This window comes from Ferruginibacter sp., assembly GCF_049840995.1.
Taxonomy (GTDB): domain Bacteria; phylum Bacteroidota; class Bacteroidia; order Chitinophagales; family Chitinophagaceae; genus Ferruginibacter.
Genome location: NZ_JASGIP010000010.1, coordinates 1 through 21,470, shown reverse-complemented (window position 1 = coordinate 21,470; position 21,470 = coordinate 1). Strand labels below are relative to the sequence as shown.

Here is a 21,470-nt window from a genome sequence, read left to right as displayed (position 1 = left end):
TGCCTTTATCATTTCATTGATAAGAGAAGTGATAAAAGATATGGAAGATATGGAAGGCGATGAAAAATATGGTTGCAAAACCATGCCTATTGTATGGGGCGTGCCCGCTGCCAAGGTTTTTACCGCCGTATGGATCATAGTGCTCATCGGCGCCCTGGTGGTGCTGCAGTTTTATGCCATGCACCTGGGCTGGTGGTGGAGCATTTTGTACTCGGTGGCCACTATTATCATTCCTTTATTGTGGATATTGCGCAAACTGTACCAGGCACAGGTGCCCAAAGACTATCATCGTCTAAGCTCCGCCGTTAAGCTGGTGATGCTGGCAGGTATTTTATCCATGGTGTTTTTTAAAATTTATTCCTGATATGCAAGCTGTAATACTGGCATCACAATCGCCCCGCCGCAAACAATTGCTGGAATGGGCCGAAGTGCCTTTCGAAATAATGGTGGCGGATACAGACGAGTCATACCCTGCGCATTTACCGCCCGAAGAAATTGCTGTACATATTGCCCGCAATAAAGCACTGGCCATTCAGCAAAAAAGCAACAGCAATAAACCTATTATTGCAGCAGATACCATTGTGGTACTGCAAAACGATATCATCGGCAAACCAAAAAGCAGGGAAGATGCCGTGAACATTCTCACAAGGCTTGCAGGCAATCAACATCGGGTAATAACCGGCGTAGTGATATTAAACGCAGGTAAAGAAACAAGTTTTGCAGATGTTACCGCAGTAGAATTTCATCCGTTGACCAAAGCGCAAATTGAATTTTATGTAGACAAATACCAACCCTACGATAAAGCCGGCGCCTATGCCATACAGGAATGGATCGGTGTGGTGGGTATCAAATCTATACAAGGCGATTTTTATAATGTAATGGGGCTGCCGGTGAGTAGGGTGGTGCAGGAGTTGGTTAATTTGGAGATTAGTTAATTGGTTAATTGGTTTATTAGTTAATTAGTTTATTAGTGTAATTCGTCCTAATTCGTGTAATCTCTCCTGTATTCAATTCGTGTAATTAGTTTTAATTCGTGTAATCTGTCTGCCGACAGGCAGGTTCGCCCTAATTCGTGTAATCTTACTTCCCTATATTTGTTAGGCCTTTCCTCGTTAAACCGGTTAACTATTCAATTAACTTGTTATGACAGAAAGGTTGCTCCAATACATCTGGCAATTCCAGTATTTTAATAAAACAAACCTGCATACAGTAGAAGAAGAAACGGTGCAGGTGATACATGCCGGCACTTACAATACCAACCAGGGTCCTGATTTTATGGATGCCAAGATCAAGATCGGTAATACCGTGTGGGCAGGCAGTGTGGAACTGCATATCAATTCTTCTGACTGGAAAAATCATAAACATTCCGGCGACAACAATTATAAAAATGTGATACTGCATGTAGTATGGCAACACGATGTATCATTGCAATTACCCTTTTCTACTTTAACGCTGCAGGATAAAGTCTCCAAATTCTTATTATCGCGGTACAGCAGCTTATTACAGAGCGGCCAATTCATTGCCTGCGAAAAAACGATCCACCAGGTAAATGCACTCACTTTTACGGCATGGAAAGAACGTTTGCTGGTGGAAAGATTACAGGCCCGTTGCAATATTGTATTTGAATACCTGCAACAAAATAACAATCACTGGGAAGAAAGTTTTTGGTGGATGATCGCCAAAAACTTTGGTGTAAAAGTAAACAGTACCGCATTTGAAAAACTGGCGCAAAGCCTTTCTATAAACATTTTGGCCAAACATAAAAACCAAATACACCAATTAGAAGCATTGCTGTTTGGCCAGGCAAGTTTGCTGGAAAATGAATTTTCAGAAGCATACCCGCAGCTTTTACAAAGGGAATACCGCTTCTTAAAAAAGAAATATCGTTTACAAAAAGTGGAAGCGCCTTTCTTTTTCCTGCGCATGCGGCCGGCCAATTTTCCTTCGCTGCGGCTGGCGCAACTGGCCATGCTGGTACACAACAGCAGTCATTTATTTGCCGCCATTAAAGAAAGCAAAACAGTGCAGGAAGTAAGGATTCTGCTGAATGTTACTGCCAACGATTACTGGCATTATCATTATGTATTTGATGAACCCGGGGCTTTTAAAAAGAAAAAACTGGGCGCACAGATGATTGATAATATCCTTATCAACACAGTATCACCGGTAATATTTGCTTATGGCGTTTTTCACAGCGATAACAGCTATAAGGACAAAGCCCTGCAATGGCTGATGGAGATCAATGCCGAACAAAATGCCATCACCAGGGCATTTACTTCATTAAAAGTGGGCAATAAAAATGCTTTCGATTCGCAGGCGCTGCTGCAGTTAAAACATGCGTACTGCGATAAGAAAAAGTGCCTGGATTGTGCGGTGGGGAATCAATTACTGAAGAATTCCCCGCAGATTTCGCGGAGCTCGCAGAAATGAGAAGAGTTGCCGCAGAGTTCGCGGAATTCGCAGAAATGAAAAAAAGTTGCCGTCCATAGGACTCCTTTGGAGCAGATGACGCGGAGTTAGCAGAAATGAAAAGAGTTGCCCGTCCATTGGACTCCTTTGGAGCAGAGTTCGCGGAATTCGCAGAAATCGATCTGCGTTATCAGCGTCATCTGCGGGAAACCTGTTTTTTGTAACTTTGCAGCCTTAATTAAGGCAGTACATGAAATTTTTTCCCGAATCCGCCCTGGTGCAGTTAGAATTTGAGAAGGTAAAAACCCTGCTGGCCCTGCATTGCCGTACCGAATACGCCAAAGCAAAAGCCAATACACTCCGCATTCATACCAAAAAAGAATTTATACAAACCGAGCTGCAGCAAAGCAACGAGTTTAAAGCCATTACACAGACCGGCCTGTATTTTCCCAACGATTTTGTACTGAACCTGCAACGGGAGCTGAAGCTGCTGGGCATTCCCGGCGCCACACTTACCGGCGAGCATTTTCTGCATATTAAAAGGCTGGCCATTAATACCAGCGACATTTTCCGCTGGTTCGATAATGAAAAAAGAATTGGATACCCGGCACTGGCCAAAGTGATCGAAAATACCTATTACGAAAAGGTGATCATCGAACTGATAGATGATATACTGGACGAGACCGGTTACGTAAAAGATACTGCCAGTGAAGAACTGGAACGCATCCGCATGAGCCTGTACCGCAAACGCAATGAGCTGCGCCGCCTGTTCGACAAGATCGTAAGTAAACTGAACAAACAGGGCTACCTGGCTGATATTGAAGAAAGTTTTATGAACGGCAGGAGGGTGCTGGCCGTTTTTGCCGAACAAAAGCGCATGATAAAAGGTGTGATGCACGGCGAAAGCGACAGCCGCAAAACCACTTTTATTGAACCGGAAGAAACCACCGAACTGAACAACGAAATATTTTCTTTAGAGCATGACGAGAGCAGGGAAGTGTACCGTATTTTAAGAGAGCTTACACAAAAGCTCAGCGTGTACGCACCTTTGCTGAAGCACTACCACGATATTGCCGGCGAATACGATTTTATAAGGGCCAAGGCAAGGTTTGCAGCAGAGTACAATGGTAATTATCCCATGGTGAGCGATAAGGCACACCTGCATTTATCAATGCCTATCATCCTTTGCTTTTTTTATACAATGCAAAGAATAATAAGCCCACTATACCGGTTAACCTTACACTAAATGAAAAGCAACGCATACTGGTGATCAGTGGACCGAATGCCGGTGGTAAAACGGTGACACTTAAAACCGTGGGGCTGCTGCAATTAATGATGCAGGCTGGTCTGTTGTGCCGGTGCATCCTGATAGTGAGATGGGCATCTTTAAAGAATTGATGATCCACATCGGTGATACGCAAAGCCTGGAATTTGAGCTGAGCACGTACTCATCTCATTTAAAGAACATGAAGCATTTTATGGAAAATGCCAATGGAAAAACCTTGTTCTTCATTGATGAACTGGGCAGTGGCAGTGATCCCAATTTAGGTGGCGCTTTTGCCGAAGTGATCATGGAAGAGCTGGCGCATAAGCATAGTTTTGGTATTGTTACCACGCATTATTTGAACCTGAAAGTGATGGCCAATAAAGTGCCCGGCATTATCAACGGCGCTATGCAGTTTGATGAAAGGAACTTATTGCCGATGTATAAACTCATTGTAGGCAAACCAGGCAGCTCCGATACTTTTTCCATTGCAGAACGTATTGGTCTTGAAAAAAGGCTGATAGAAAAAGCCCGTACGCTGGTGGATGAAGATCATTTTACATTGGATAAATTGCTTAACCGTACGGAGCAGGATTTGCAAAAAATAGATAAAGAGAAACTGGAATTGCAAAAACTGCTGAAAGAAAATGAACGCCTGAAAAAAGAAATGAACCAGGTGCTGAATAAAGAGCGGCACCAGCAGGATATGGAGCGCCTGAAACAGCAGAACAAGATATCAGAAGAAAAACTGGCTTATTTAAAAGATATGGAGCGCCGCCTTAAATCGATGGTGATAGAATGGCGCAAGGCCGAGGATAAGGATAAAGTGGTGAAGATGATCAGCGCACTGTTGTTCAACCAAAAAGAAAAATTCACTGCGGAGAAGCAGCAGCAAAAAATGAATGAAAAATTTGAAGAGATAGGAGGTGAAGTGAAGCTGGGTGACAAAGTAAAAATGAAGAAGAACCGCAGTACCGGCATCGTAAAAGAAATAAAAGGCAAAAAAGCCATACTGCAGGTGGGCATTATGCCTATGACGGTAGACCTGAAAGACCTGGTGGTGATAAGGGATAAACCATTGGAGAATGAAGCCGTATAAGTAGTTTTACCAAGGGAAATTTGCTCTTACATACTACAATAAAATATTACAAAAAGGCGTTGTTGATGCTGTCCATCTTAAAATCCAGCGCCTTTGAAAAATATATTTTTACTCATCTTCTTTATTGCTTTTTTTTCAACTACCGGCACTGCCCAGGTAGTTAATATCCCGGATGCTAATTTCAAACAGGCCCTTTTAGCTGCAAACCCATCCATCGATCTGAATAATGACGGCCAGATACAGGTAAGCGAGGCGCTGCTGGTAGACCAAATTGATGTAAACAATAAGAATATCAGCGACCTTACCGGTATACAGTCTTTTAAAAATCTCTCTATTCTTATTTGCAGCCGTAACCAGATCAGCAGCCTGGTATTATCGGGTTTTAACAATCTTCGCTACCTGGAATGTTTTGATAACAATATTTCTGATCTCCAGTTATCGGGTATGCCTTTACTGGAGTATATAGACTGTAATAATAATAAATTGGTGAACCTGCAGTTACAGGCCAGTGAATTGCCTTCGCTGGATGAGTTATGGTGTATGTATAACCCTACTTTGCTACAAGCCGACCTGCATGGACTGCCTTCATTAACATGGTGCCAGGTAAATCAAAATGCGCTGATGAAAAAAATGGATGTGAGTTATTGCCCCAAATTAGTACACCTGTTTGTTCAAAACTGTATTCTTGATACAATTAATCTTACCGGGTCTTCAAAGCTGGTTGATATTTACCTGGATCAAAACAGTCTTGATACTTTAGACCTGCATAGCCAGGTGGCATTAACCGCATTGTATTGCAGCTATAATCCTTTACGTTCTGTTGATATCAGTAATTGCCCGCTGCTCTGGAATATTAATTTCAGGTACGATTCATCGCTTACATATCTTAATTTAAAAAACGGAACGCCGTTTAATGTTTCCGGCGTCAATATTTATGGCAATCCTGCATTGCGGTATGTATGCGCCAACGAAGAAGATGTATTATTCTTTATCAATTATTTTCCAGCGCAAAGTATGCCCAACGTAAACGTAAATGCCTATTGCAGTTTTACACCCGGGGGCACTTATAACAGCATTACCGGTAAATTACAATTTGATTATAATAATAATGGCTGCGATAACCAGGATATGCCATTAACTGATGTAAAAATGGAATTGTCTCATGCAGGGCAAAGCTTTAATACATTTACAAACGGTAATGGCCAGTATACTTTTTATGCGCAAACCGGCAATTATACTGTAAAACCAAAATCACAAAATCCTTATTTTACCATTACGCCGGATTCTGCGGTATTTAATTTTGCAACTGCTAATGGCACTATAAAAACACAGCCTTTTTGTGCAATAAAAAACGGGGTACACAACGATCTTGAAATAACACTTGTACCCGAGCAGACTGCAATGGCCGGCATGAACACAGCATACAGGATCATTCTGAAAAATAAAGGTACAGAAGTACTGTCGGGATCGGTTACACTCAGTTTTGACGATGTGCGGCTGGATTATTTATCTGCAACAGTTAATCCCGATAACCAGTCTGCAGGATCACTGGGTTGGAATTTCAGTGCATTAAAACCATTTGAAACTAAAACCATTTATTTAACTTTTGATGTGGCTGCCCCGCCAGTTAACTACGCCAACGACCTGCTGGTATTCCAGGCAACGGCCAATCCTGTAACCGGTGATGAAATGCCTGCCGATAATGTATTTGATCTTCAGCAGATCATTGAAGGACCTTCGGCACCGGCTATAAGTATGGCTTGTATGGAAGGGGTAACATTGCCCATGGCAAAAATCGGGGCGTATATCCATTATCGTGTGGGCTTTCAAAATACAGGCACAGATACAGCAAAAAATGTGGTGGTAAAAGATATACTGGATAGTAAACTAAACTGGAGCAGTATTGAAATAACCGGTGCCAGTCATCCATGTGTAGTGCGCCAGTCGCAGGGAAAAAATGTTGAATTTATTTTTGAAAAAATAAAGTTGCCAACCAAGCAACAGAATGCTGCAGCAAGTAAAGGTTATATCTCCTTTAAAATAAAAACCAACAGCAACCTGGTACAGGGCGATAGCGTGCTGAATACAGCTGCAATATATTTTGATACCAAGGCCCCCGTGAACACCAATGTTTCAACAGTGAAATTTGCGGCCAATACCAACCCCGTAGTAAATCTAGGCCCCGATAGCAGTCCCTGTGGCGGATCTGTTATTTTGAATGCCGGCAACCCGGGTGCAACCTACCTGTGGAATACCGGCGCTACTTCGCAAACCATTGTTGTAAATACTTCCGGTACATACTCGGTAAAAGTGACCAATGCGCAGGCTAACAGTGCGGCAGACACTATTATCATCAATTTCAGGCCCGTGCCGGTGGTAAACCTGGGTGCAGACATCAGCCAGTGCGGCGGATCTGTTATACTCAATGCCGCCAACAACGGTGCTGCTTATTTATGGAGTACTGGTGCAGTTAGCCAGAGTATTTCTATCAACAGCGCTGCCACTTATTGGGTAAAAGTTACCAACACAGGGGGCTGCACTGCATCCGACTCTGTTGTGGTGGATATAAAGAATATGCCTGTAATTAATTTTACACTTGTAGATACTGTACCTGCTGCGGCAACTATTGATCTGACGGCAACACCTGCAGGTGGTATTTTTTCAGGCCCCGGTGTGGTAAATGGAAAATTTTATGCTGCGCAGGTATTGCCGGGCAATACCAGTGTTAGCTATACTTATACTGCTGCAAATGGTTGCAGCAATACTAAAACGATCCCTGTTTTTGTAAAAGGAAATTCAAAAACGCTAACTATATATCCTAATCCCGGTAAAGGCAGCTTTACGGTAACACTCAACAGCCCTGTAACCGATGGGTTGATAAAGATCGTTTCGCCTGCGGGCAATACCATTGCCACTTATGCTATCAATGGATCGTACCGGCATATCAATACAAGCTTACCCTCGGGCACTTATTACGTGCAGGTTATTGCAAAAGACCTTATACAGACGCAGCAATTATTTATTGTACGATAGCAAGCCTGTCAAAAACTTTATTGCATAATATTCAATAGTTTTTTGGGTGTAAAACTCACTTACCTTATTTTTGCCGCGGAGAGATGGCAGAGCGGTCGAATGCGGCGGTCTTGAAAACCGTTGACTGTCACAGGTCCGGGGGTTCGAATCCCTCTCTCTCCGCTAAAACCTTGTAAATCATTATTTTATGATATACAAGGTTTTTTAATTTGATAGATTTGGAGCGATTTTACTTTGCAAATACTAATTTTCTCTTTTTTAGTCATTATCTACAAAATCAGTATTAATACGTAGGCTTATACACTTCAAATAGTATAGCCAACCCGCAATCTTCTGCGGGAAATGCAACCGTTTATTTTGTAATCAACTCTTATATAAACAACCGTTTATGTGAATACCCCTTTTGCTGTTATATCGTCCCTTACTGGCATACTATCAAAAGATAGAAGCCCTCCGATGCTGCTTAATTAATAGCAGACAATTATTCAAATAAAAAAATTCGAAATAATGAAAACATCAAAATTAATTGCAGCAACGACTGCATTATTAGCTACAGCGGCCATTATATTTTACGGTTGCAAAAAAACAACAGCACTCGAGAGCAAAGAGCAGGCAGAACTTGTAGAAACATTTGTACAGAAATTAAAGGACCAACCGAAAGTTTCTACTGAAATTTTAAATCTGTCTGGAAAGGGCTTTTATACAGATTTAGAAGGAAACAAAATAACGCCGGGCAAAGGAGGTTCAGCTACTACAAACGCAACCTCATGTCCCGAACCCACAGAATCAGAATTTTCACAAACCCTGTTCTCAATCGATAGGGAATACACATGCGGTACAGGATATCGGTTTTTAGTAACCTATAAGATTGTATCCGAGTTTTATCCAGTTGTGGATATAAGTTCAACACAATTTAGCAATGGGCGCATAAAATTATTGAACAGCAGCGGAACCCAGGTTTATATTACGCCAGTTGCAAATAAAAACCCATTGGTAGGGCCTCCGGTAAATAATGGTGTGGTGGGTCATAATTCTATCGGTGCAGATTTAAATGAGTTCTTGGTAACTTATCGTTCCGAGGTTATATCCGATTACATATACAGCCAGGCAGCTACAGTACAGTCAAATCTTATAGCTTATACAGATTGCAGTAATTATCCGATATTGCAAATTGGATTTTCTTCACAACAAGCAACTTTCGGTTCTCAACATACCACTCAACCCTGCTTGCGTGTAGATAAAGTATATTGGAATCCGCGTAGTGGTTCTACACCACCAAGCCTCGGTGGTTGTGACGTTTTAGGTTCATCATGCTTCCCTTCCGGGTATGTGCGTCCGCACAAACAAGAAGTGCAATTCAAAAATGCATCTAATGTATGGGTGCCATTTTATTTATATATACCAGGTCCCTCAACAAATAATTCCGGGTTAATAAATTATTGGGATGTGTGGTATATAGATGTCCCTGGTACACCTGGCTTGACTCCAGGAAATGTTCAGGTAAGATATCGTAATAATCTTATGAGCACCAGCTCTAATGGAGGCCCTTGCGTTACACAGCCTGCTGACACATGGGTTTATGAAACATGGTATTTGAACTAATTACTAAGTATAGCGCTTTTTTAAAGCGCTATACCTTTTTACTACATCGGTTAATGCTGCAATATGAAATCTATAATCGGGATATTGATTTTTTTTCTACAAATCGCCCAGTTGTATGCACAGCAGTGCGGTGACTCTTCCGTTCATATGCGGTATGTTTCTATGCCGCCCTATTCCGATTCCCTTTGTATTCGCAAGCAAATTCCTGCGGCTGATGGTGGCAGAATCGCAATCGGAAACTATGAATTCACTCAGGGTGCCCATATTGGCGTTGTAATACGTTTTAATAAAGATGGTAGCTTAAAATGGAGCAGAAGAATTGTAAGCAATCCTTTTGAAAGCTATCCTGTATTTAAGACAATTGCAGAAGCATCCAACGGTAATATTATTATTACGGCACACGATGGGCGTACTACACCTTATATCCTTCTCGTTTTTTCTCCACAGGGTGATATGATAGCTGATAAAAGGTGGGGGCTTACTAATATTCCCGACCTGAGCAATAGGGCAAAGGATAATCCATTAATAATAAATTACGGTACAGATAGTCTTATGCTCGTATCCTGGGCTCATAACGAATGGACTGAAGGCACCAAAATTATACTTACAACTTTAGACAATTATGGTAATATTGGTTCAACTTCTATTTTAACCTCACCGCTATCTACACAACTATATTATCCTTTCTTTAGCAATGGTAAGATAGAAAACGGCATGCTTAAAATATATGGAGTTTCCAATTTTTATGGTCAATGCGTAATAAACACAATAGACCAGCCTGCTTTGTTAGCAATGGAAATAGATATGGTAAGTAAAAAAATCATTTCAAAAAAGGCATATTGTGCGCCATTGAATGCTGTTGGCAATGGCTTTTACGATTATCCTATGGATAATTCTTTTGACAATTATGGGAATGCCTTTTTCCAAAAAAATGGAAACGTAGTGATTACCCGTTCTTACCTCCAGCTCGAATCAGTTGCCGGCTCCACTATAAACAAGCTGTTTAGTGTTTCCACTTTCGATGCAGATTTCAATCATTTGCACAGCGAATATATTACCACCGGAAATTTTATGAAAGAACGAACCATACAGGAAATAGTAATTGATACCCATGGTGCCAGGCATTTAAGCTTTTACGATTATAAAACACAATCCGCATATTATGCAGTGGGCGATTCCAACAACCATTTTTTTCTGCAAAAAAAATTGCCCTTGGTGTCAGAAAAAAAGAACAGGTTTTTTAGCAGGAATAGTTTTATCGAGCCGGGCTATCTTACATCATTTAATGTAATTACATTTCAAAACAACCTATTTCAATTAGATAATTTTAAAATTTTAGCAAAAGACACTGCCGCAGCTTGCTTTGGCGCAGATACATCGTTCTTAAGTTATAAGCAGGCACAGGTATCACCCATAAACTGGCAGGGGCAGTTTGATTATCAGGAGGGCGTCCTTGAAATTGTCCCGGCACATTTTTTTACAGTAGAATTGCCCATGCAAACAAATCCGGTATGTATCATCCGTCATTTTTGCGACATAATAAAAATTAAAGGCAATACAAACCATTGTATGGCTACTCCAATAACCACTTTTACCGCATATAAAAACGCTGAATGTAACCAACCGATAAACTGGATAGTAGATACAGCAGCCATTAAAATTATTAGCCAGCCAAACGATACTACACTAAAAGTAAAATTTCTGAAACCCTATAATGGCTACATAAAAGCCAGGCTGCAGCAATGCAACTTAATGGATTCTTTGTATATCAATGTTAATGCAAGTATGCAGGCGCTTAGCCTCGGTGCAGATACAATGTTTTGCCCCGGCAAAACGCTTACACTCAATGCAGGTGCTGGTTTTAAAACCTACAAATGGCAGGATAATAGTACAGCTTCAACCTTTACCGTAACCCAGCCCGGCACCTACTATGTAGAAGCAACGGATAGCTGCGCCAATATTTTTAAAGACACTATTCTCGTTAAACCCTTGGATGAAGGGCTTAACGTCACTTACCCAAACTCAATTTGCCAGTCAGATACAGCAACAATTGCAATAAGTAATAAGTTTTTCAACTATTCATGGTCACCGGCAAGCCAGGGAATAATAAGTGCTGATAATTTAAAACTATTTCCTCTGGCTACAACGCAGTTTAGTATTACGGCAGAGCTTTTTTCAGGTTGTATACTTTCCGATACGGCACTTATTAAAGTAGTAGCATGTAACCAATATGTTTACATCCCTACAGCATTTACCCCCAATGACGATGGCAACAACGATATATTTAAACCCGTTGTTAGCGGCAGATTGCAACAATATCAATTTGCAGTATACAATCGGTATGCACAAAGGATTTTTTACACAACCGATCTTTCCGAGGGATGGAAAGGAAAAATAAAAGGAATAACACAAAGTACAGGTGTATATGTATGGGTTTGTAATTACAAATTCATAAACAAACCAGCCGTATCCAAAAAAGGCACAGTTGTGCTGATCCGGTAAATCATTAATTCAAATGCCGGTATTTATTCGGCGATACACCCACTTTTTGTTTAAAGAGCCTCGTAAAGTGTTGCGGGTATTTAAAACCAAGATCATAAGCCACTTCGCTGATAGACTTATCAATATCAAATATTCTTTCCTTGGCCACATCTATCAGTTTGGTTTGGATGTATTCCTGTGCAGCGGTGCCGGTTTCTTTTTTGATGAGATCACCAAAATAATTGGCGGAGAGATGTAATGCTGCTGCACACCAGGCAACAGAAGGCAGGCCGATCTGCTGCGGCTTATCAGAAGAAAAATAATTGTTGAGCAGTTCTTCAAATTTTGCCACAATGCCTTTGTTCACATTGTCACGGGTAATGAACTGCCGGTCGTAAAAACGGGTGCAGTAATTCAGGAATAATTCAATGTTGGAAGCGATCAATGTTTTACTGTGCTTGTCAATACTTTGTTCCAGCTCGTATTGTATTTTGGCAAAACAATCCAGTACCAGTTGCCTTTCTTTTTCTGATAAGTGCAATGCCTCGCTGGTATTGTATGAAAAGAAACTCATGTCTTGAATGGTCTTGCCCAGCGACGTACCATGTATGGCATCGGGGTGAAATGCCAGTGCAAAGCCTTTGGGTTGATAAAAATCATTGCTGCCTTCTAACTCCACTACCTGGCCCGGCGCAAAGAATACCAGGGTGCCTTCCTGGTAATCGTAATAGTTTTTTCCATATTTCAGATCGCCGCATACCACATCTTTGAGTATAACACAATAAATACCAAAGTTCATTTTATGCTGCTGCCGTTTATTGGCCTTGCCCAGGTCAATAACACTTACCAGCGGGTGCAGGGTTTCCTGGTTGTTGAATTTATTATAGTCGCTGATGCTTTTAAAATTCATATTCCTTTCCATTGCCGTAATTTTTATAGTATAAAGGTACATATTCCGTAAGCGTTATAAAGCGCTGTTTTACATAAACAGTAATATTGGTAAGCAATGCAGTGATTGGTATAAGTGTACAATGATTTTTAGTACAGAGATTTGCATTTGTAAACAAGCGGATGAGACCGCAACTTTTTTTAATTTAAAACAATCAATATGGAAAAAAGAATATTAGGTAAGAGCGGATTGGAAGTTTCTGCACTGGGCCTGGGATGTATGGGCTTAAGTTTTGGTTATGGACCGGCCACCGAAAAGAATGAAGCCATTAAATTATTGCACGCTGCTTATGATGCCGGCATCACATTTTTCGATACGGCCGAAGCATATGGCCCTTTTGATAATGAAGAACTACTGGGAACTGCCTTTAAAAAAAATCGGGATAAAATTGTGATTGCCACCAAGTTTGGTTTTAAGGAAGGCAAGACCGCATTGGGTTTAGACAGTCGCCCGGAAAATATCAGGGCTGTTGCAGAAGCTTCTTTAAAAAGACTGCAAACAGATCATATCGACCTGTTTTACCAGCACCGCGTGGATACCACTGTGCCCATTGAAGATGTGGCAGGTACCCTACAGGATCTTATCAAAGAAGGTAAAGTAAAACACTGGGGCTTATCGGAAGCCGGCGTTGCCACTATCCGTAAGGCGCATGCAGTACAACCGGTTGCGGCATTGCAAAGTGAATATTCACTCTTCTTTCGCGAACCTGAAACAGAGACCATCGCCACGCTGGAAGAACTGGGTATTGGCTTTGTTCCTTTCAGCCCTTTGGGCAAAGGTTTTTTAACCGGTGCTATCAATGAAACCACGCAATTTGACAGTACAGATTTCAGGAATATCGGTCCACGTTTTACAGAAGAAAACAGGAAGGCCAACCTGGCATTGGTACAACTGCTGCAAAAAATTGCTGCTGAAAAAAATGCGACCCCTGCACAAATTGCGCTGGCATGGCTGCTGGCACAAAAGCCCTGGATCGTACCCATACCTGGCACTACCAAACTGCATCGCTTACACGAAAATAATGGCGCTGTATCTTTGCAGTTAACAGCTGATGATCTGCAAAAAATAGCAACAGCTGCTTCAGCGATCACCATTCATGGAGAAAGGTATCCTGAACATTTGAAAAAACTGGTGGGAAGATAAGAGGGGAGATGACCATACTTAAAAGCTAAATTGCTTTACAATAAATAAACAGGCCTGCTTCAACAGGCCTGTTTATTATTGCAGGATGAGTTTTCTTATCAATGATATTTGCCCCAAATGATAATAGCAATGTTCAATGATGCCATCAATATTCCTTGAGTAAGTCCCATACTTTTCGCCCAAGAAAGGCTGATCGAAGATACTATCGGGCATTTGTTCAACAGCAATAGCAAATTTTTCTGCATTACTTAAAAATTGATTTACCAATGCATCCCATTCATCTGCCGATGTTATAGGCGGCATTTGAAAACTGTATTGATCCCTGATCTCCAGCTGACCGGCTTCAAAAAAATGCAACAGCCCTGCTAAATAATAATTCACATGGAAAGTTAAAGCTGCAATGGTGTTCAGATCATTTACCTTTTGCGTGGCCTGCTGCCAGTTGGTGGCGAGCAATTGCTCTTTATAATTGGTATTGGCTATCCAACGGCCGCTGAGTAACACTTCCCGAATGCGTTCTGCTGCTGTTACATTTCTTGTCATATACTCTTGGCTTATTTTATTTGATTGCTTTGTTTTCCTTTTCGATGTATTTTAATAATTGCTCTAATCTGCCCTGGTATAAAAAAGTTTTGAGCATAAGTGTTTTGGTTTCGTTACTACCAAGTGCTATTGCGGGATCAGCATGATGACAGGTTCTTTCAGGATTGGTCCATAAATTACCCGTTTCGGCAGTGTAGGTTGCAGCTACCCATTTTTTATCATGCGATATGGTTGCGATCATAGGCATATCAACTTTGCGGGACTTGTTATAGCGTGTTATGCCATCTTCGCCTTTTTGAATTTTGTTGGCTGGTACCGGCCAGGTATAGGAAACAAGGTACCTGCAGGGTAACCATTTTTGTAATGGCATCGTAAGCCGTTCGGGTGTTTCAGAAGCCAGCAGGTCGAAACCCTTTGTATGGTGCACATAGGTTCTTTCGAGCAACGTATCAGAGAAAGCCGAATACAATTTAACACAGGTAACCGCCTGCAGGTTTTGCCAGGCAACCGTTGCGGTGTTGGTGAAAGTGTAAGAATACCGGATACCATCTGTATCCAGTTGTGCCTTTGCTGTCAGCTTCATTGTACCGTTGAGTACTGTTTCGTACAGCAATGTATTGCCGTCTATTTTCCAGGTTGGTAAAGTTCGTTTATTACGCTCGCCCCTTGTAACAAAATACAATTGCTCCACGGCATTGGTTTGCAGGTTTACGCCCGTTACATGTTCAGGAAATTCCACTTCAATACCGCGTTCGGTTGCAGGCTGGCCTGGCAAAAGAATTTGGAGTAGGGGATAGGTTTGATTTATAACGGTGAGTTTTATTCCTGAATGTGGTTCGGTAATGGTTAGGTTGTTTTGAGCAGTAACAATAACAGCTATACAGGTAAGTAAAGTAAAAAATAAGGATTGCTTCATGGTGTCTGAAGATAAATTTCCAAGAACATATTTCTGAATACCATAAATACACTTAACGGGCCTGCATACTACTTAAACATTTAATGCACCCACCAGTCACCAGTTTCTGAAGTCCATTTACCATTCTCCTTTATAAATAATAAAGTTGAGCCGGTGCCGCAAAGCCCGGGACACAGGTCTCGTATCATCATCACGGCTTTTTTCCTGTCCTTTGAAAACAGTGGAATTGAAAAACAGTACCAGTTATTGTTATTTGCTGTATTAAACTTAAGCCTTGAATTATCCCATCTAAACGCGGCAAGTTGTTGTTTTTGTGAAAGCATATAATTGATATCGCTTTCTGTAAGGCACTTTGTCAATCCGCCGGCATCGACTGTAATGGTCATTGTTCTCCAATCATCTCTATCAATTACCGGCTTCTTTTTAGGTTTTTCAATAAGCAATGTTCGCAGGAATTTCTTGTCGTTGCCAGAAAGATTGCAGCCCGCTTCCGGTTCAGTACTTAAACCGTATGAACGATTTAGTTTACGCTCATTGATCACTATTTCCATAAAGTTATAAATATCCTGGTTGGTAGTATCAGGTTTTATAACTGGTTCAATTTGTTTTGCAGACAAAATTGTATCTGTGGCTGCAACCGTATCATCATTTATGTGCCGGTTTGTGTGCCTGCAACCTGCGACAGCAATAAAAAACAGCAGTACAAATATTTTTTTTGTCATAACACAGCTGGTAGTTTACGGATTACAGGTAATATAAACCTGCCTGCATACAGTTATTCTCCGGCAGGCTCCCATAATTCTATCTTATTACCCTCTGCATCCATGATGTGTACAAATTTTCCATAGTCGTAACTTGTAATTTCGTCCACTACGGTTACGCCGTCTTCCTTTAATTTGCTTACCAAACCTTCAATATGCTGTACCCTGTAATTAATCATGAATTCTTTGGTGGAAGGAGCGAAGTAGTTGCTTCCTTTTTTAAAAGGGCTCCATTGCAATGAACCCGTCTTGCCAGGATCATCCGCATGCCTGAATTCAAAAGTTGCGCCCCAGTCATTTACGTCAAGTCCTAAATGTTTTGCATACCATTCCCTGGTATCCTTTGGGTTTTCTGTAAAAAAGAAAATGCCGCCGATACCGGTCACTTTGGGTGTGGTTTTATCTGTTTGATCTTTTTGTTCTTCCATGAGTTTACTTTTAGTAGAATGAAGTTAATGAGAAAATGTGAGATGAATCAGCGAATGCTGCAAAACAGGTCGAACTTACCGTCGATATGGGTCGTATTACCCACTATTTTCCAGTTGCCGTCATCCTGCTTTTCAACGTATGCCAATGTGCCATTGAATTGCCCTTTTATTCTTTTTGTTTTGAAGGGAACGCCCGCCTGTTGTTCATCAGTAACAGAAGTGATGGTTAGTACCAGTGGTTTCAAACCCAGTTCAGGCGCATTGTATGCGGTCCTGGACAAATTCACCGGTACCATCGGATCTTTTGGATAGGGGCTGAACATCGCGTTTTGATTTTTATCATCTTCTTCCTGCGAACAGGTGGAAGCGCTGTTGCATTCATATACCTGGTAAGTGCCCGGTTGCAATGTGGTTATGAAAGCAGTAACTGAAAAACTGATATCTTTTTTTTCGCTTAAAGCCACCAACGTGAGGTGAGTTTGTCCAATATAATTGGCAGAAAAAATATCGTCTGTAGAAAGATTGTATTTTTTATTGTCGATGCTGATCTCAAAACTTTGATCGTTATTGGTCTTATCCTGCGAAGTGGCATTGGATTGGCCACAGCCAAAAAAGCTGGTGGAAAAGAATAAGAAGACAAGTAGTTTATTTTTCATACAGTAGATTTTAGAGAAAAAATATGCAACTATTCAAATTTGCAAAATCATGAAAGTTTACCTTTTAGTATTTTATTCGTAATACTCATATTCTATCCTTAATAAGCTTTTAGATTTGCTATTTGGTTTCGTTATTAGCACCTCTGTGGGATTTCCGATCCTATCTTTATGTAGATATTCATAGGTTCTCATTTCAGTTTTATTTAAATCAAGATCAGTTGTAGTGATGTAATTAATATCTCCGGAGTCAAAAAAGTAAAATTCCTGCATTGAGTTCTGCGTTACATTACCGGAAGGATCATAGCCTTTGACCAATATCTTGAAAATTCTAAATTTCTCATTCAAACTTGTAATGGTTTCATACTTGAGACCGCCGCCGGGATAAAATACTTTTTCATCATATTTTTTATCTGTAAGCCAATCAATTGAACCAGACATCAATACCCGGTTAGCCATATCATAAGCCTCCCATGATCTTCTTTTCGGATTTTCAAACCTGAATTTCCTTTTGTAGGATAATGTATCTTCTTCTGAGATCGCTCTTTCGGTAAACAGGGAATCAAAATTGCCATTGCGATCCGCATAATAAATTTCTGTAAGCTCTCCTTTAGAATCCTTTGAAATTCGATTTGTATCCGCAGCAACTATGTTAGAGAATGTGGTTTTCCTGATCTGTTTGATCTTCCCAATATAACCATACTCCCCGCAATCTGAATGTACAGGTTGCGATCTGCATGCTGTAAAAAAAATGACTGCAATTATTATCGTGCAATATCTTGTCATGATATTTTTAAGTGAATAAAAATGGTGGATAAAGATAACCGGGTTGCAATATACTTTATCTTCTTGCGTAATAAATTTCTGATAATTCTTCTATTTTGCCCGGCCTTTTTACAGCACAATTTCCCGCTCTATATTCAATTGCTTTAAAAATACTGCATCATGCGATACAACGATCACTGTTCCCCGGTATTCATTGATGGCTGCTGTCAATATCTCAATATTCTGAATATCCAGGTTGTTGGTCGGTTCGTCCAGTATAATGATATCCGGGGGCCTGTTATCAATAGTGAGGCAGCAGAGTAATAAACGCATTCTTTCCCCACCGCTCAATGCACTGCACGGTTTGTCCCAATCCTCTTTGGTAAACAAAAAGCGATGCAACCTGATCTTTACTTCATGCTCCTGCAAAGCAGCGCTGTTGAATTGCCGGGCCTGTTCATATACATTCAATGCATTATCCAGCAGGGAATATTCCTGGTCAATATAAACCGATCTGCTCTCAGCCCTGTATAGTATTCCTGATTGAGGTTCTATATTACCTAAGATCAATTTTATCAAAGTAGTTTTTCCTGCACCGTTAGCGCCTTTTAAAGCGATCCGCTCACCACTTGTTAGCTGGAAGTTTAATGCTTTTTTCCAAAGCAGTACATCGCCGTAACCAAAATTGATATCGGATGCAGTAAAGAGTATCTTGCCTTTATGCAATGCAGTATCATCAAAACCGAAACGCATTTTTTCAATACCCGGTAAAGTATTGCGCAGGTCATGCAGTTCCTGTGAAATACCGCCGATCTTTTCTGTGTGAACTGCTTTAAGTTTGGCAGTACTGTTTTCTGCATTGTTACGCAAAGTGTTCATCATTATTTTTGCCACACCTGCTTTTTCCTGCTTGCCTTTACCACGGCTGTCCAGTTTCTGTTGACGTTCTGCTGTTTCCCGTTCCTTTTCCCTAGCTTTGCGCAATGCTTTTTCTTTGCTTTGAATATCCTGGTTCAAAGCATCGCTTTCCAATTGTTTTTGCTCCCTGTAAAAATCATAATTGCCGCCATACATTTTAATCCCGTTCCTGCTTAATTCGCAGGTTGTATCTAAAAGGTTCAGTAATTGCCTGTCATGACTTACAACGATCAATGTGCTCCTGGAGTTTTGAATAAGATCATACAATTGTTGTCTTCCCGGAATATCCAGGTGGTTGCTGGGCTCGTCCATTAATATCAATGCAGGTTGATGCACAGTAATACCGGCAAGAAAGACTTTTGTTTTCTGCCCGCCACTCAGCGTTCCCATTTTTTGCGAGAGGTTCAAACCATCCAATTGCCAATGCTGTAATGCTGCATTGCAGCGATCTTCAATTGTCCAGTCATCGTTGAGCAGGGCATAATTTTTCTCCGTTACATTCCCATTCAGTATTTCCTGCAGTGCATTGAGTTGATGCTCAATTTTCAAAGCCTGCGCAATGCTCAGGTGATTGTATTGACCAAAGATCTGTGGAATATAATACGGTGGTGTATCCACGATCCGTTGTCCGCCGGAAACTGGTAATTCGCCTGCAATGATTTTAAGCAAAGTGGATTTGCCGGCCCCGTTATTGCCGACCAATGCTGTTTTGTCCAGGTTGTTTATTGTAAGATGGATATCGCTGAACAACAATTCCCTGTCGGGGTGTGTATATGAAATGTTTTGTAAGATCAACATAATTTCTTTCTTAGGCGTTAACAATACGGTTACCGCTTTTCGGCTCCGTGTGATTAGTCTGAAAGAAATTATATTTTACATTTCGGAATTACTTGTTCGTTTGAGATCGCAAAGGTACGATATTTTTCTTTTTGTCCGGGGTTACTTTATAAAACATTGTATATTACTATATTGCATGCACTAACAAGCTGCTTTAAAACAAGCCCCGTTTATCAAAAAAATAGATCATTCTATGTACAGATAGATTCGTAAGAATGAAACCTTCCGTTTCTGATCTTATGTAAATGACGACAACCATTACTTCCTTTTTCAATTTTCTTAAAGGAAAGGAGTTTGTCTTTTGATTCTAAGTAGGTCACCCTATAAAGATCAGGCCCGGTTTCTGACACAACTTCGTCCTCTGCATATTTTACTGGCACTTCAAATAATACGATATTGACCTCTTTATCCTTTGACCATTGCATAAGTGTGTAATAGTGAGGGTCAGGTTTTGATCTGAGCCGTACGATCAACGAATCGAAAGGTAAAACTGCTATCACCGATCCCCTGATATTGGCAGGCAGGTTGAAGTTCAGCGTGTCATCCAGTTCTATAAAAATGGTATCTGCCGGTGCTGCTGCCTGCGTATATTCCAGGCAACGGTTCAGCGCATTGTTGAATATTTCATCGTTGTTCACTCGTTTGTTTTTGGGGGATTGCCCAAATCCCACGCAACTTGTGAAAAGAAACAATATTATCAGCATCTGCCTCATTGATTAGAATCAATTTAGTTGTAAAATGGTTTTTAGCAGCACTGGTATTTATTTCGTTAGCCCAAAAACATCATTCCGTAGTTTTAGTCTCCAGTCTACACCATATTTTTTGTCCAGTAATTTAGCTGTTGCATTGTTTAAAGCTACCATAGTTTCTATGGGTAAAGTTGGGATACAGCTGCTTATAATATAACTCACCTTAAATTGTTTTTGAAACAATTGATCTGTTTTATCCAGTATCTTAACTTCATATCCTTTTCCGCAATACAATACTAATTTACCCGGATCTAAGGATAAAGAATCATGGGTAACCTGCCGCGATGAATGGAGAGATGATAATAATCCGAAAATAAGGAGGAGTTGCCGCATACAGTTTATTTTTCATGATGCAGCAGCAAGGCGGTTTTCATAAAACTCCTTTAATTTACCTGTTCACCACCGCTATCACCATTCCGTCATGTTCCTTAACCCCGACATTCTGTACAATAGTGGCGGTAACTTTTTTGTTACCTTTCAAACTTTCGTTGAGCCTTTGAACGCCTTGTACTTTTTCATCGCTACTGTTTTTATCCAGCACTTTGCCTGCTCTTATTACATTGTCGCACACTATTATCGTTCCCGGCCGCGAAAGTTGCATTGCCAGCTCAAAATATGCTGTATACGGTGGTTTATCGGCATCTATAAAAATAAAATCAAATGGCGCTTCATTTTGTGCTATAAGCTCCTGTAAAGTATTAATTGCCTTACCAATTTTTATTTCCACCTTTTGTGAAAGCCCTGCATTGGCAATATTCTTTTTTGCCACAGCGGCATAACTTTCGTCTGCTTCTAAAGAAATTAATTTTCCATCCTGTGGCAGCGCCCTTGCCATCCAGATGGTGCTGTAACCACCCAGCGTTCCCAGTTCCAACACCCGTTTTGCATTACAGGCTATCATAAGCACCTGCAGGAATTTA

At 40.8% G+C, this 21,470-nt stretch carries 18 protein-coding genes, 1 tRNA gene and 1 pseudogene; 9 read left to right on the top strand and 11 right to left on the bottom strand.

The window, feature by feature from the left end; genetic code table 11:
* The first annotated feature begins 16 nt into the window (after positions 1-16).
* From QM738_RS25565 to QM738_RS25530, 8 genes and pseudogenes are all read left to right on the top strand, one after another.
* Positions 17-364 (top strand): UbiA family prenyltransferase, encoded by a 348-nt coding sequence (locus QM738_RS25565; protein WP_462279621.1) that lies wholly within the window; start codon positions 17-19, stop codon positions 362-364.
* Position 365: 1 nt separating this feature from the next.
* Positions 366-935: a Maf family nucleotide pyrophosphatase gene (locus QM738_RS25560; RefSeq protein ID WP_462279620.1), complete on the top strand. Its 570-nt coding sequence runs from the start codon at positions 366-368 to the stop codon at positions 933-935.
* A gap of 208 nt (positions 936-1,143) precedes the next feature.
* Positions 1,144-2,430: a DUF2851 family protein gene (locus tag QM738_RS25555; protein WP_462279619.1), complete on the top strand. Its 1,287-nt coding sequence runs from the start codon at positions 1,144-1,146 to the stop codon at positions 2,428-2,430.
* Between the two features lie 229 nt (positions 2,431-2,659).
* Positions 2,660-4,772, top strand: a pseudogene (locus QM738_RS25550) (endonuclease MutS2).
* A 93-nt stretch (positions 4,773-4,865) separates the two neighbouring features.
* Entirely contained in the window at positions 4,866-7,805 is a 2,940-nt protein-coding gene (locus QM738_RS25545) for a DUF7619 domain-containing protein (protein ID WP_462279618.1), read from the top strand.
* Between the two features lie 77 nt (positions 7,806-7,882).
* Positions 7,883-7,967: transfer RNA gene (locus tag QM738_RS25540), tRNA-Ser, on the top strand.
* 345 nt (positions 7,968-8,312) lie between these two features.
* Positions 8,313-9,407 (top strand): hypothetical protein, encoded by a 1,095-nt coding sequence (locus QM738_RS25535; protein WP_462279617.1) that lies wholly within the window; start codon positions 8,313-8,315, stop codon positions 9,405-9,407.
* 63 nt (positions 9,408-9,470) lie between these two features.
* Positions 9,471-11,909, top strand: coding sequence for a T9SS type B sorting domain-containing protein (locus QM738_RS25530; protein WP_462279616.1), 2,439 nt, complete (start codon positions 9,471-9,473; stop codon positions 11,907-11,909).
* A 4-nt stretch (positions 11,910-11,913) separates the two neighbouring features.
* Here the strand turns inward: QM738_RS25530 and QM738_RS25525 are convergent, their stop codons facing one another.
* Positions 11,914-12,810, bottom strand: a complete 897-nt coding sequence (locus tag QM738_RS25525) for a helix-turn-helix domain-containing protein (RefSeq protein ID WP_462279615.1) — start codon at positions 12,808-12,810, stop codon at positions 11,914-11,916.
* 186 nt (positions 12,811-12,996) lie between these two features.
* Here QM738_RS25525 and QM738_RS25520 point away from each other — a divergent pair, with 186 nt between their 5' ends.
* Entirely contained in the window at positions 12,997-13,980 is a 984-nt protein-coding gene (locus QM738_RS25520) for an aldo/keto reductase (RefSeq protein ID WP_462279614.1), read from the top strand.
* Between the two features lie 75 nt (positions 13,981-14,055).
* On the opposite strand, the gene QM738_RS25515 is transcribed toward QM738_RS25520, so the two are convergent.
* From QM738_RS25515 to QM738_RS25470, 10 genes are all read right to left on the bottom strand, one after another.
* Positions 14,056-14,523 (bottom strand): DUF1572 domain-containing protein, encoded by a 468-nt coding sequence (locus QM738_RS25515; RefSeq protein ID WP_462279613.1) that lies wholly within the window; start codon positions 14,521-14,523, stop codon positions 14,056-14,058.
* Between the two features lie 16 nt (positions 14,524-14,539).
* Positions 14,540-15,439: a hypothetical protein gene (locus QM738_RS25510; RefSeq protein ID WP_462279612.1), complete on the bottom strand. Its 900-nt coding sequence runs from the start codon at positions 15,437-15,439 to the stop codon at positions 14,540-14,542.
* A gap of 80 nt (positions 15,440-15,519) precedes the next feature.
* Complete coding sequence (locus QM738_RS25505; RefSeq protein ID WP_462279611.1) at positions 15,520-16,161, bottom strand: hypothetical protein; 642 nt, start codon at positions 16,159-16,161, stop codon at positions 15,520-15,522.
* Positions 16,162-16,214: 53 nt separating this feature from the next.
* The gene (locus QM738_RS25500; RefSeq protein WP_462279610.1) at positions 16,215-16,628 is read right to left on the bottom strand and encodes a VOC family protein; all 414 of its coding nucleotides are present in this window, start codon (positions 16,626-16,628) and stop codon (positions 16,215-16,217) included.
* 47 nt (positions 16,629-16,675) lie between these two features.
* Positions 16,676-17,284, bottom strand: a complete 609-nt coding sequence (locus tag QM738_RS25495) for a hypothetical protein (RefSeq protein WP_462279609.1) — start codon at positions 17,282-17,284, stop codon at positions 16,676-16,678.
* A 72-nt stretch (positions 17,285-17,356) separates the two neighbouring features.
* Positions 17,357-18,067 (bottom strand): hypothetical protein, encoded by a 711-nt coding sequence (locus tag QM738_RS25490; RefSeq protein ID WP_462279608.1) that lies wholly within the window; start codon positions 18,065-18,067, stop codon positions 17,357-17,359.
* 108 nt (positions 18,068-18,175) lie between these two features.
* Entirely contained in the window at positions 18,176-19,762 is a 1,587-nt protein-coding gene (abc-f, locus tag QM738_RS25485) for a ribosomal protection-like ABC-F family protein (protein ID WP_462279607.1), read from the bottom strand.
* A gap of 230 nt (positions 19,763-19,992) precedes the next feature.
* Positions 19,993-20,439, bottom strand: a complete 447-nt coding sequence (locus tag QM738_RS25480) for a hypothetical protein (protein ID WP_462279606.1) — start codon at positions 20,437-20,439, stop codon at positions 19,993-19,995.
* Between the two features lie 123 nt (positions 20,440-20,562).
* Positions 20,563-20,883, bottom strand: a complete 321-nt coding sequence (locus QM738_RS25475; RefSeq protein WP_462279605.1) for an FEKKY domain-containing protein — start codon at positions 20,881-20,883, stop codon at positions 20,563-20,565.
* 55 nt (positions 20,884-20,938) lie between these two features.
* Positions 20,939-21,470: O-methyltransferase (locus tag QM738_RS25470; protein ID WP_462279604.1), on the bottom strand; the 532-nt coding region annotated here is incomplete at its 5' end.